The sequence below is a fragment of the Cytobacillus sp. FSL R5-0569 genome, from assembly GCF_038007265.1.
GTDB lineage: Bacteria > Bacillota > Bacilli > Bacillales > Cytobacillaceae > Cytobacillus > Cytobacillus kochii.
The window spans coordinates 991,360-1,003,663 of record NZ_JBBOWW010000001.1 but is presented as its reverse complement, the minus strand read 5'-3'; the positions used below and the strand labels follow the sequence as shown (position 1 = coordinate 1,003,663).

General features: G+C 33.5%; 15 protein-coding genes. 3 read left to right on the top strand and 12 right to left on the bottom strand.

Features of this window, described 5'->3' with window-relative positions:
- Positions 1-9: 9 nt before the first annotated feature.
- Positions 10-462 (bottom strand): tripartite tricarboxylate transporter TctB family protein, encoded by a 453-nt coding sequence (locus MKX78_RS05265; RefSeq protein WP_341050140.1) that lies wholly within the window; start codon positions 460-462, stop codon positions 10-12.
- A gap of 47 nt (positions 463-509) precedes the next feature.
- A complete protein-coding gene (locus MKX78_RS05260) occupies positions 510-1,487 on the bottom strand; it encodes a Bug family tripartite tricarboxylate transporter substrate binding protein (protein WP_341050138.1) in 978 nt (325 codons plus the stop codon).
- 308 nt (positions 1,488-1,795) lie between these two features.
- On the opposite strand from MKX78_RS05260, the gene MKX78_RS05255 reads away from it, so the two are divergent.
- Complete coding sequence (locus MKX78_RS05255; protein WP_341052715.1) at positions 1,796-2,578, top strand: IclR family transcriptional regulator; 783 nt, start codon at positions 1,796-1,798, stop codon at positions 2,576-2,578.
- 88 nt (positions 2,579-2,666) lie between these two features.
- On the opposite strand, the gene MKX78_RS05250 is transcribed toward MKX78_RS05255, so the two are convergent.
- The 10 genes from MKX78_RS05250 to MKX78_RS05205 form a co-directional block, all read right to left on the bottom strand.
- Entirely contained in the window at positions 2,667-3,548 is an 882-nt protein-coding gene (locus MKX78_RS05250; RefSeq protein WP_341050135.1) for an alpha/beta fold hydrolase, read from the bottom strand.
- Positions 3,549-3,570: 22 nt separating this feature from the next.
- Positions 3,571-4,509 carry a DODA-type extradiol aromatic ring-opening family dioxygenase gene (locus MKX78_RS05245; protein WP_341050133.1) on the bottom strand — a complete coding sequence of 313 codons (939 nt, stop codon included), beginning with the start codon at positions 4,507-4,509 and terminating at the stop codon, positions 3,571-3,573.
- 28 nt (positions 4,510-4,537) lie between these two features.
- Positions 4,538-5,491: a CobW family GTP-binding protein gene (locus MKX78_RS05240; RefSeq protein WP_341050130.1), complete on the bottom strand. Its 954-nt coding sequence runs from the start codon at positions 5,489-5,491 to the stop codon at positions 4,538-4,540.
- Entirely contained in the window at positions 5,491-6,282 is a 792-nt protein-coding gene (locus MKX78_RS05235; RefSeq protein WP_341050128.1) for a 2-keto-4-pentenoate hydratase, read from the bottom strand. Before MKX78_RS05235 ends, MKX78_RS05240 begins: the two co-directional genes overlap by 1 nt.
- A gap of 29 nt (positions 6,283-6,311) precedes the next feature.
- Positions 6,312-7,388, bottom strand: a complete 1,077-nt coding sequence (locus tag MKX78_RS05230) for a zinc-dependent alcohol dehydrogenase (protein WP_341050125.1) — start codon at positions 7,386-7,388, stop codon at positions 6,312-6,314.
- A gap of 16 nt (positions 7,389-7,404) precedes the next feature.
- Positions 7,405-7,602 (bottom strand): hypothetical protein, encoded by a 198-nt coding sequence (locus tag MKX78_RS05225; RefSeq protein WP_341050123.1) that lies wholly within the window; start codon positions 7,600-7,602, stop codon positions 7,405-7,407.
- Between the two features lie 59 nt (positions 7,603-7,661).
- Positions 7,662-8,984 carry an aromatic ring-hydroxylating oxygenase subunit alpha gene (locus tag MKX78_RS05220; protein ID WP_341050120.1) on the bottom strand — a complete coding sequence of 441 codons (1,323 nt, stop codon included), beginning with the start codon at positions 8,982-8,984 and terminating at the stop codon, positions 7,662-7,664.
- Positions 8,985-9,010: 26 nt separating this feature from the next.
- On the bottom strand, positions 9,011-9,496 hold the full coding sequence (locus MKX78_RS05215; RefSeq protein ID WP_341050118.1) for an aromatic-ring-hydroxylating dioxygenase subunit beta: 486 nt from the start codon (positions 9,494-9,496) through the stop codon (positions 9,011-9,013).
- Between the two features lie 900 nt (positions 9,497-10,396).
- Positions 10,397-10,747, bottom strand: coding sequence for a DUF4260 domain-containing protein (locus tag MKX78_RS05210; protein WP_307317147.1), 351 nt, complete (start codon positions 10,745-10,747; stop codon positions 10,397-10,399).
- Complete coding sequence (locus MKX78_RS05205; RefSeq protein WP_307317150.1) at positions 10,740-11,174, bottom strand: MerR family transcriptional regulator; 435 nt, start codon at positions 11,172-11,174, stop codon at positions 10,740-10,742. Before MKX78_RS05205 ends, MKX78_RS05210 begins: the two co-directional genes overlap by 8 nt.
- A gap of 169 nt (positions 11,175-11,343) precedes the next feature.
- Here MKX78_RS05205 and MKX78_RS05200 point away from each other — a divergent pair, with 169 nt between their 5' ends.
- Positions 11,344-11,991, top strand: coding sequence for an SIMPL domain-containing protein (locus MKX78_RS05200; RefSeq protein WP_341050114.1), 648 nt, complete (start codon positions 11,344-11,346; stop codon positions 11,989-11,991).
- Positions 11,992-12,047: 56 nt separating this feature from the next.
- On the top strand, positions 12,048-12,293 hold the full coding sequence (locus MKX78_RS05195) for a DUF2164 family protein (RefSeq protein WP_095370322.1): 246 nt from the start codon (positions 12,048-12,050) through the stop codon (positions 12,291-12,293).
- Positions 12,294-12,304 lie beyond the last annotated feature (11 nt).

Sequence of the window (12,304 nt, the reverse complement as noted above, 5' to 3'; positions counted from 1 at the left end):
CACCTCCCATTAAAAAGTTATTTTCATCATCTGGTCAAATATGATATAGACAAATAAAACTAACAGTACAGAAATAAATAAATTTTTTATTATTAATTTTTTCTTTTCTTTCAAAGACCTTTGATAGTACGTAAACATAAGAAAAAGAAATAAAAAAGTCACTATATAAAAGTAACCAACCACTTGCCAAAAAAAGATATACAGACAGATGAACAAAATTAATGTAGTAACTTTCTTTAAAGAAGCAAACTTTATTTGTTTATTCTCTTTTTTTCTAGCAACTTGAAATATGTTTATCAAACACAATACTATCAAAACACCTGATAATATATTGGGTAAATAGTCAGCACCTAAGTCCGTCTCTGTAAGTGGTGGAGCAAGACTACTAGAAGATATGTAATAAATCACACCTAAAGCAATCAGAGCGATTAAAGCCATATAATTCAAAGTTTTTTCGTTCATACTCTTTCCCCTTTTTAATTATCTGAAAGACTTCTTATTTTAAAGAATTATTCCCCTAAGCCCGTTTCTTTTATTATTTCACCAAATTTTTCATAATCACTTTCAGCTACTTGTTTAAATTCATCCGCATCTGCATATTTGGCATTCATCCCTTGCTTTTTTAACATATCTATGGTTTTTTCCTCTGCTAACCCCTTTCTAAATGCATTAGATATAATATCTTGAATTTCCAGTGGCAAATCTTTTGGCCCAAATACTCCTAGCCAGGTTTCTGTCTCAAAATCAATTCCCTTTTCTTGGAGAACTACCGAATTAGGGAAAATAGTAGATGGAGATGTAGCAAATATAACTCTTAAATCCCCTGATTCTGTATAAGCTGTCACTTCTGAGTCCTGTACTACCGCGCCTTCAATTTGCCCCCCTAAAAGCGCGGTTAAAGCTGGAGTAGAACCTTCAAACGGAATTTGAGTAGTTTGCACTTCCGCACTTTTACTAATTGACTCCATTGCTAAATGACTAATTCCACCTGTTCCTTGCGTTCCATATCTAAATTCCCCTGGGTTTTCCTCAACGAACGCCAACCAATCTTCATATGTTTTAAATTCCGAGTCAGCTTTAACTGCTAGCACTAAGGGTGTTGAAGTTAAACGAGATATCAGTGTAAAATCCTCTAGACCATAATTTGTTTGCCCAAAATGGGGTAGTATCGAAACAGGACTTAATCCTGTAATTCCAATTCTATATCCATCATTCTTAGATCTTAAAACCTCTGAAACTCCTAGTATTCCAGCAGCTCCAGCTTTATTCTCAATCACCATTATTTGATCGTTAGGTAAATGTTTGTTAGCCTCCTCTGTAACGATACGAGCTAATGTATCTGTAACCCCACCGGGAGCATATGATACTACTAATTTAATTTGTTTTACTGGGTAATCCTTTTTAGCGGATTCACTAATCTGACATCCAGACAAAAGCAAACTAAATATAATAAATATTAAAATAATTTTTCTCGAAATATATTCCATGATAACCCTCCTTCTATAAAACTATAAAATCTATTAAACAAATTTAGTCCTATTAATTCATTAGATACTCCCTCCCATATTTAGATTATGTTAGCGTTTTCAAAATATAATGAAATACAGCAGCTGTACCTTTACATTATCCCTCACTTTCGAATATAGACTAACATAGTTATGTATCGAATAAAATATATCTGTAACTATATACGGTACAATTTATATAAAAATTTTATTTTTTCGTTTTATTCTAAATTTATTAATGTATTAGCATTAATGCTATAATTAACTAATATTAAGAAAAAGGAGAGAAAATCATTATTAAAACTGAAAATAGTTATTTACTTAGCTCTGTTAAAAACGCATTAAAAGTACTAAATGCTTTTACTATAGAACAACCTGAATGGGGAATTAGGGACTTAGCTAAACATTTAAATATTTCACATAGTTCCATTAAAAGAATTATGTATACATTAGGTAGTGAAGGATTTGTAAATCAAGATTCTATAACCAAAAGATACAGATTAGGGGCTCGTATTTTAGGCTTTAATAAAATTATTACAGACAGTTTAGAAATTCATCAAGAAGCTCTACCTATTCTGAACGAATTAGTCAAAAAAACAAATGAAACAGCTCATATATCTGTATTGGAGGGAAATGGAATTGTATACCTTCATAAAGTTGAGCCAATAAAATCAATCCGTGTTTTCACAGAAATCGGAAAGGCTGCACCTTGTTATTGTATAGCAGGTGGTAAAGCGATTTTGGCACATCAAACAGGAGATCAAATAGAGAGCGTAATTGCGGAAGGGCTAAAACCTTATACAAATAAAACAATTACTGATCCTGAAGAGTTTAGGAATCATTTGAAAGAAATAAAAAGTAAAGGGTTTGCAATAAGCCATGGGGAATATTTAAAAGAAGGTGAGATACTATCAATAGCTTCACCAATATTTGATTACACTGGAAGAGCTTTTGCAAGCGTTTCCTTAGTTGGAATTGCAGAAAAAATAACCCAATCTATGTTAGATTACAATATTTCTCAAGTGAAAAAAGCAGCAAAAATCATATCTAAAAACTTAGGTTATTACCAATAAAGATGAATAATTAATGAAATAAAGCACCATATAAACTGGTGCCTTATTTCATTTAAATTTACTGTTCAGTTAATTAATTTGATTCATTTCATGAAGAATAACTGTAGTCGCCTAATCCCTTTGCAAATTCTATCTGAATTTGATTAAATTCATCTGGTTTTTCCCATTGTGGCCAATGTCCCGCATCTTTTACTATTTGAAGTTTACTATTTGGAATAAGTTGTTGTAAATATTCTGCATCCTCTATTGTAGCTGTAGGGTCATGATCAGACATGAGTATAATGGTTGGCGCTGTAATTTGATTTGTCCATACTGAATTCCACATGTAATGTTTTCTGGTTTCCCACTCTTGCAAAACAACGATATTTTTCACAGCTTCCTTAAACTCCGGTTGCGTATAAATTTTATAGCGGGACTCCACTAATTCCTGTGTAACAAAATTAGTATCATAAAATAAAAACTCTAATCTACTGCGTACAGTCTGATTATCTGCATATAAAACTGCCTTTAAAGTAGACTCCTTTAATTTTTTCATAACTTCTCTATTACCCTTTATATTACCGGGTGTATTTAATAATAACGTTCTTACATGCTCCGGATAGCGTGCCGCAAACCACGCTGATAACCAACCACCTAAAGACTCACCAGACAAGTGTACTTTTTCCAAGGAAAGAGTACGAATAACTGACAGTAAATGATCTGAGTACTCATTTAGCGTATATGGATGATTAGGTTTTCCTGTATAACCATGCCCTAACATATCTATCACAATAACACGAAAATGTTCACTTAGACTTTTGATATTTCTTGCATACGCCTCAATATGCCCTCCGATGCCATGCAATAATATCAATGTCTCACCCATCCCTGCTTCTACTACACGGGTATTCACTCCATTTGCATCAATAAAATATTGTTTAAACTCAATCCCCGAAAGTTCATTCCATATACTCACATCATATTTACCCATTTTATATCCACTCTCCCCTTTTCTAATTCTTACTAAATTGAACTATTGCCATCCCTGTTACCCATTCTGGAATAGGCTCATAATAGACCGTTTGTGCTTTAAAGTTTTTTAGTATCCCAAGTAGTACTAGCCAATTATGAATTTCTTGGCCTCCATTCCCACCACTTTTCTCAATGGATTCATAACTCCAATTCTTCAGGGTATCATGATTGCCAGCTATAATAGCTTCTAAAAACTCCCTATCCCAACTTTCATTAACTGGACCTTCAGTAATTTTTGTTACCCTCTCTTCCTTATTTTTTTTATATTCTTCAGGATTCTCTATAACTGAATGTCCATGAACCAATATATTGATCATATTTTGATCTTCTGGTTTTTTACTATCTACTTTAGGAGTAGGAACCCAATGAGATAATCCCCCTGAAGCAATGATTGCTACCTTTTTCGTACCATCTTCCCATGATTCAATAGCATTTTGTATAATTTCACCTACTTGGAAACATCGTTCCATCGTGGGTAATGGTGGTGCAGATGTATTTACTGCGATTGGAACAATAGGTATATCTAAATCCGAATTTAATAAATAAATGGCTTGGGTATGTCCATGATCAACCTTCATAGACATCGTAAATGCAAAATCCACCCCTTGAGATAATCCTTTTGTTAATATATGATTAGCCAATTCCTTTTCTACAGGGATTTTATATTTAGGAATTTTCCAATCCCCCCACCCTTCACATTCACCAATTCCAATGGTGAATGATGGCATATGATTGTAAAAATAACTATTAAAATGGTCATCTGAGATTAAAACAATAACATCTGGTGACTCACTTTTTATCCATTTTTGCATTTCTTCAGCTTTATCTAAAAACATTTGACCTTTTACTCCACCAGCTTCTTTATTAGTCATAATAAACGGACTGTGTGACATCGCAATGCCAGATATAATTTGCGCCAAACTAATCAACCTCCTATATAAATGTATTTCATAATCTATTTATCTCCTCAACTAGTTGCTTTTTACTGAAGTTTTCCCCTATGAAAACTGCTACATTATTCTCTTTCTTTCTACTAGAAATCCTCATCATTTCTAGTTCACCATGTGCATACTGAAATAACATTGGCCCCTTTTTATCTTTAAATTGAATTATCCCTTTGGCTCTATAAATCTCTTTAGAAAGATTATTAAACAGGCTTTTGAACTGTTCGACTGTTAAGAAATAATCAAAATAGTGAGTATAAACATGGACATGTGTATGGAGATTTTCATGATGATACCCATTATTAATTGCTTTCGGTTTCAAACCGTTACTTTCTAATATGGTGTAATCTATTTGGCAGTGTGAAGTCTCTTTCACCAAAGCATGTGGATTATGCTTTCGTATAATTCCTTTTAAAAAATGAATATCCTCGAAACTCACCTTATCACTTTTATTCAAAAGGATTAAACCACCGCTTTTGATTTGTTCTATAATTAAAGAAAGTGTATAATTTGACTCACTTCTTCTAAATAAATCAATTACGTAGGCAGCATCGATAACAGTAGTAATCAACTGCAAATCTATTTTCACCCTTAAAGCCACTTCTGATAATAAACTAATAACTTCCTGTGGATTTGCAACACCTGTTAACTCAATAAAAATACTATCTATATGGTAATTTTGTTGTAAATCAATAATCGTATCTCCCAAATCGTTTCCAACTGTACAACAAATACACCCACCTAATATTTCTTTTTTCGGAATATCATCATCTATATATTCCCCATCAATATTGACCATGCCTATTTCATTAATAATGACCGCCATTTTTTTATTTTGAGTCTGAAAATATTTCAAAACATTAACCAAAAAAGTAGTCTTCCCACTTCCCAAAAATCCAGCAAAAAGATAGATTGGTATAGTGTTTGAACCACTCTCTTTATTTTTTTTTGTGTACATCAAATAGAAAAACTCACTTTAACTTCGCCTAAATTTGCGAAGCTCGCCTTGAAGTTGTCTCCTTTGTTTGCCTCAATGGCAGCTGAAAGTGCGCCGGATAATATCACTTCACCTGCTTCTAGTGCAACTCCATACTCATGTAATGTATTAGCAAGCCACGCAACACTTGTTACAGGATTTCCTAGTGATGCAGAACCCACTCCTTTATTCATGATTACTTCATTTTTATATAATGTAACCTCCTCATTAATTAAATCAATTTCAGAAATATCAAATTTTCTATCACCTAAAATATATAGACCTGATGAAGCGTTATCCGCTATGGTATCTTGTATAGTAATCTTCCAATCATTACGACTATCCACTATTTCAAGAGCAGGTAAAATATAATCCGTCGCTTCAATTACGTCTTTATTAGTAATATTAGGCCCTTTTATTTCATTTTTTAATATAAAAGCTATCTCTGCCTCTACTTTAGGCTTTATAACTTTTTCCCACTGAATAGTCCCCAGATTAGGCACTGTCATTCCATCCATTAAATGTCCATAATCAGGTTGGTTAACTCCTAATAACTCCTGCATTGCTTTAGAAGTTAAACCTATCTTCTTTCCAACAACTTTTTCCCCTTCTTTAACCTTCTGTTCAATTGTCTTTAATTGAATTTTATATGCATCATGTATTTTGATACCTGAATGCATGGTAGTTATGGGGGGAACTCCTATACCATTTCTTTCTGCCCGCAGTAAAGAATCTGAAAAACGCTTTATCTCAACGTCATTATATACACTCAAAAACAATCACCTCGATAAATAAAAAATATTCAAAAAGTTACAGATGCATGGATGGGTGGGATATCCGTCTTTATTTCACCTGAGAACACTTTCATTGCATAATCTGTTTTTTCTAACGGAAAAACATGTGTAGATAATAATTCAAGTGGAAGAACATTAGATTCTATTAATTCAATCGCTGGTATTACCGTTCTAAAATCTCTACCATATACCCCTTTTATCGTGAGTTCTTTCCTAAAAATAGTATCACTCATAAAGTCTGGAACAGGTTTATTCTTTGCTCCAGCTAAAACAATTGTGCCTCCTATTCGAGCCAACTCTAGCGATAAGGAAACTGCCATTGTAGCTCCAGTAGTTATATCCATAACCACGTCCGCCATTTCCCCGGATGTAATGTTAGAGACAGCCTCAATTGGATCTTCTTCTTCAACATTAATTATATGATGAGCTCCGAGTTCTTTCGCAACCTCAAATCGTTTACTATCTTGATTCATCCCTGTGACTATAATGCAACCTGCACCAAGTTGTTTGGCAGCAATGACACATCCTAATCCATGCTGGCCTGGACCCTGAATGACTATTGTTCCACCAAGCTTCAATTTCCCAATATCTTGTACCCATCTAATTCCATTTGATATCGGGATAAACATAGGTGCTACTTCACTTTTCACATGGTTTGCGACTTTATAAACCTGGGTATTGGGATGAAGATACATATATTCACTAAACCCCCCCCATAATGATGGCTTAACTGATATCGGTACTTGTCCATATCTCCCACCATTCTTACATAATTGATAATTTAAAGACTTACATTCTCTACAATATCCACAAGGAAGAGGTTCTTCTATGACAACACGATCCCCCTCTTTTACTCCCCACTTCTTCTGTGCACTCTTTCCTATTTTTGTGATTATACCAACACATTCATGCCCTAAAATCATGGGCTTTGTAATGTTTTTATACAAGAATATATCTGCTCCACATATTCCTACAGATTCGACTTTTAATAATGCATCATCATGGCCAATTTTTGGTAGATTAAATTGTTGAATTTCTGTTATATTTGGTGCAATTGCTACTGCAGCCTCACATGTTTTCTCCAAATATCTCCCCTCCTTGTTAATATGGTAAATAGTTTTCTAAATAAGTTAAATCTAATCGCGTTAGACATTCTACTTGCAAAGGATCAAGATAAACCGTTCTTTCTCTAAGAACATCTGTTATACATAATCTTGGTCCATTTGCGCTGTTCTCGATATATACCTCTACTGTTGCAAATTCATTTTTTATTTTTATCGTTTGGTATTTATTCTCCATACAATCATCCTACATTCGTATTTAAAATAGTCTTTAGATTAACATACGCTTATTGTCAATTAGTCTTCTATTATTGTCTTATGCCAATGTTTTATCATAGCTCTAAAAATCGTATCATCACTTATATTCCCACCAACTTCAAACCCTGAAAGTTCTTTTATTTCCAAGTCATCAGAGTAACTCAATTCCCTCTCATAACCCCTAGATAAATTATTCCATTTGGTGAGTTGAGATTGATATCCTGTGTTGCACGCTTCAAAGGCTGCAATATCGTCTGGAGTACCATGGCCTACTGGACCTAAAAAATCCATATAAGCCTTTAATTGCCTTTCTTTATACATTTCCGTTTGGCCTTTAGGAAAATATGCACGCCCTTCGATTTCAGTTCTATCCACAGTTTGAGGTTGAATCACTCTAATTTGTAAAGCTGGGCCTTCCATGATCAATAAATTCGGATAAATCAACAAATGCATAGAAATCTTTTTTGTCCACTTTGCCATTAATGGGCCAACTTTTTCTTCCCATTCATCATTTCGAAAACTACTGTTAAATAACTCTTCTTTTGCATACCCTGATTTCAAAAAATCTCTATAATGGACTGTTACACCATGCCCTCTTCCAAGATAAAATTGATGATCACTCTTCCTCTCTTTAAATTGCAGAGAGGCATTATCTCTTTTGACACCTCTATTTGCAACAATATCAAAGTAACTTTTATGAACAAATAATGGATGATAATAATCTAAAGCGTTTTCTGTTTGCAATTTCCAGTTACCTATATTACCGTATTTAGTTACACCTTTAGCTACTTCAATCCCATCAGCAAACCGATCAATTACTATATCCAAGTATGGTTTTGCATTTCCTAAGTGCTCTTCTAATGAAGGGACATCATCAGTTAGACTTGCAAAAATAAACCCTCTATAAGACTTTACATGTGCTACTTTTGTTAAATTGTGATTTTTCTTATCAAATTGTGACGGATAAGCACCCTGATCAGCAACACCTACACATTCACCACTATTCCTAAATGACCAACCATGATAAAAGCAACGAAAATTTTTAGAGTTACCTTGATGCTCTCGGCAAACAGTCGCTCCCCGATGCGGACAGCGATTAATTAGCCCATGGATATTACCAGATTTATCTCTAGAAATAATAATAGGTTCCCTACCAATTTTGGTTAAAAAGTAATCGTTTGCATTTTTGATTTGATCCTCATGACCAACGTAAACCCAAGACTTTGAAAAAATCTGCTCCATTTCTCTCTCAAATAAATCTGGGTCTGTATATATATTAGAATTCACCAAAAATTCTTTTCGTTCAGTATCATCGATAAAATATTGATTTTTTAATGCCATTTCTATCACGTCACTATTCATTTAAATTCCCTCCTACTTTAGAATTTTTATATAATCATGAGATGACCACGCTTAATATTGTCGTTATTCACTATCACTTTTTTATATGTTATTAGAAAGGAATCCCCCTTACTTATAAGGTGATGCTCCATATCTCCACCAAAGAATTGTTGGACCCCCTGATTAAAACCTGTGCGAAAATCGTGTAAAAACCATTTGCTACTGACTTTGAATTCGTTTACATTATTTTGTTCAATTCTTATATTAGTGATATATCGCGTACTTCTAGGCAACGGTACCATTACATGAGCATCACCTGAATTAAGCCTCTGAACATATTCATTAATATTTTGTTTATTCCAGTATATTAAAGACAGTTCTTGACTCGGCTCCACCACCAATTGACTTTCAGTCTGCCAACTCGGAATCCAATATTTGCAATTTTCATCGTACATCTCTGCCCAATCTTCATATTGGGCGTTATCTAATTTAGCTGCTTCTAAATAAATAAAACTTTCTACTTTCTGAAACAAGAATTTACCCTCCTTCTAGCAGTATACATATTTGAATTTTTGAACTATTAAAACCAATTTAACACAATACCGTCACACATATAATACCATTGTACCTATATACGATACACGGAAACGGTTTTTTTACAATTTTCTATTCATTTTAAATTATTAAAAGTCAAAAACTAATTTTATAAAGGAGTGGTATTTCATTATCAAGTGATACAACAAATAACCACTTGTCCTAATCGACATCGAAATACAAATTGTAAGGAATGAATAAAGTATTACTTTATTGATAATCTTTACCTTAGTCATCCTACTTTCCAAAACACAATCGAGATAAAAAAATAGTGCATGTTAGGTTAAGTGAGATTTTTAAGAAAGACACTACTGATATATGTGCACCTTAAAACGACGGAACACAAGACATATAGTCATGTAAGCTAAACAAGGATTTGTGAATAAGTACCCTTTCTCTGTGATACCTGCAGAATAAAAATACTTTTTTGGAATAATCACTAGGTTATTGAGAAACTTCGGTAGAATGGGATGTTTTATTGCGGATATTTTTGATTGGGAATTATCGTGGGACAAAAATAATTGTATCTTCTTCCATTTTATTATTAGATTAAATTAGAAATCGTAAAATGGCATAGGAATTATACAATGTTGCGTTTATGCTAAAGATCCAGCTTTTAGTCCAACTCAAAGGTAAGAACAAAATACCTGGCGTAAGATAAAATTACTAATTTTTTGTCATTATTAATCGCTGTATTTTAATTGTAAACCCCTCCCCTTCTTAGTTGTATAATTAATTTTTTAGCAACTGATTTTTCCCCATCAGCTGTATAGGAGAGGTTTACTGACTAGTGATTCCTAATTTACAAATAATGCTCAAAATAACCATTGACTTTGTTTCTATATTTTTTGTATATGTGTTACTTTAAACCCTTCTTCATATTTAAGACCGTATCCTAAGGCTCTATCCATACTAATGTGAGCAGACCAGATCAAAGATGCCATCAATAATATAGGTTCCTTTATTACAAAATAAATTCCTAAAATCAATAGGGGGAAAATAAATGTATGGCCTATATTATAGAGAATCGCCCCTACTTTTTTGTTGAGGAGATAGCCAAACATAAAGACGTCTGGTAAAAACAAAAAAATAACAAAGGCAAGTATTGAGAATTCCCAAGTAATATAGGCTACTACTGTTAATAATAGTAAAAGAATATATTCCCATTTAACAATAATGCGATTACTCATTTTCCACACCACCTATTTTCATCTGTTCATATACATGGTGAATGACTTGATCTAAGTTTCTTTGGTTCTCTTTAAAGTTTCCTTCCTTTATCATGAAACGAATCTCTTTTAAAGCTTCCAAAGCAACTGTCAAAAAGTGAAGTTTCTCTTCAACACTATCAACCTTTACACCTATTAACTGCTCCGATTTTATTTTACAATCCTCTGACGGCTGAGTCCGATCTAATATAAACAGTTCACTGATTTCTTGTAAAGAGAATCCTAATTGTTTTAACACAATGATATATTTGAGTTCTCTTTCATTTTTGTCTGTATATAATCGATACCCATTTTCAGATCTTTCTGGAGTAATTAAACCGATTTTTTCATAGTAACGGATTGTCTCACTAGAAATATCATATTGAGAAGCGATTTGTTTAATATACATTTCCTTCCTCCTTTTCTTCTTATTTTGAAGATAACATTGGAGCTTACTACAAGGTCAATATATTTTTGAATTTTTCCAATCTTTATCTTGCATCACAGCGATACAATCATTTCTAAAAAATGTGATACGACATACACTTAATAAGATAAAGAGTTGAAAGGTGATGACCATGTACCCTTATTCATATAATGAAGTGCGAAACAAAGAACGAAGATTACATGTGAATGGTTTAGGAAGACTTTCCGTCCAACCTGATATAGCCACTATTCATATCGGTGTCATATCGGAAAATGAAAAAATACAGATAGCTGAAAAGGAAAATACACAAGCCACAGAATCTTTCCTTTCTGCTTTAAAACAAGCCGGTATCAATGAAAAGCAAATACAAACGACTCACTTTAATGTACATCCCATCTACCATCAACAAGATGATTCTTCGCAGATTTCAGGCTATCAAGTGACAAATGAAGTCCGCGTTACCGTCAGTCAACTTAATCAAATAGGTACAATTATTGCTTTAGCAATGGAACACGGAGCCAATCAAATAAATAGTCTTGAATTTGGATTAACGGAGAAACAGAAGTGGTATTATAAGGCATTAAATGAGGCATTAGTGGATGCGATAAGTAAAGCCCAATCTATAGCTAATGTTTTAAATGTAACAGTAGATCTTACCCCGATAAAGATTACCGAAGACAGCAGACAAATACAGCCCTTCACACAGAAAATTGCTCTTCAATCTATTGCTTCTCCGCCCATTGAACCTGGTGAAATCATCGTGGAAGCCATAATAATTGCCGTTTTTCGTTATTCATAACATGCATCTTAATCATTCATGGTGTATGATGGTCGTATAGAAATGGAGGCCATTACATGTTTTATCGACTGACAAAAGAACAGCAACAACAAATGATTGAAGAAATCCAACAGTTTTTTCTTCAGGAAAAAGACGAGGATCTTTCCGAATTCGCTGCTGAACGTGTGTTAGATTTTTTTAAAGAATCACTCGCCCCTCACTTTTACAATGCAGCTATCCAAGAGACTCAATCCATGCTAAAAGAACAGTTTGCTAGTATTGAAGATGAAGTATTAACCTTAGAACGCCCCATTCGACGTTAATAAAAAAAAGT

What these genes read in the sequence shown, in the direction of transcription:
- MKX78_RS05200 (WP_341050114.1), top strand. Translation starts at nt 11,344, where the DNA reads ATGTACCCTTATTCATATAATGAAGTGCGAAACAAAGAACGAAGATTA.
- MKX78_RS05225 (WP_341050123.1), bottom strand. Translation starts at nt 7,602, where the DNA reads ATGGAGAATAAATACCAAACGATAAAAATAAAAAATGAATTTGCAACA.
- MKX78_RS05205 (WP_307317150.1), bottom strand. Translation starts at nt 11,174, where the DNA reads ATGTATATTAAACAAATCGCTTCTCAATATGATATTTCTAGTGAGACA.
- MKX78_RS05210 (WP_307317147.1), bottom strand. Translation starts at nt 10,747, where the DNA reads ATGAGTAATCGCATTATTGTTAAATGGGAATATATTCTTTTACTATTA.
- MKX78_RS05265 (WP_341050140.1), bottom strand. Translation starts at nt 462, where the DNA reads ATGAACGAAAAAACTTTGAATTATATGGCTTTAATCGCTCTGATTGCT.
- MKX78_RS05220 (WP_341050120.1), bottom strand. Translation starts at nt 8,984, where the DNA reads ATGAATAGTGACGTGATAGAAATGGCATTAAAAAATCAATATTTTATC.
- MKX78_RS05250 (WP_341050135.1), bottom strand. Translation starts at nt 3,548, where the DNA reads ATGGGTAAATATGATGTGAGTATATGGAATGAACTTTCGGGGATTGAG.
- MKX78_RS05195 (WP_095370322.1), top strand. Translation starts at nt 12,048, where the DNA reads ATGTTTTATCGACTGACAAAAGAACAGCAACAACAAATGATTGAAGAA.
- MKX78_RS05260 (WP_341050138.1), bottom strand. Translation starts at nt 1,487, where the DNA reads ATGGAATATATTTCGAGAAAAATTATTTTAATATTTATTATATTTAGT.
- MKX78_RS05240 (WP_341050130.1), bottom strand. Translation starts at nt 5,491, where the DNA reads ATGTACACAAAAAAAAATAAAGAGAGTGGTTCAAACACTATACCAATC.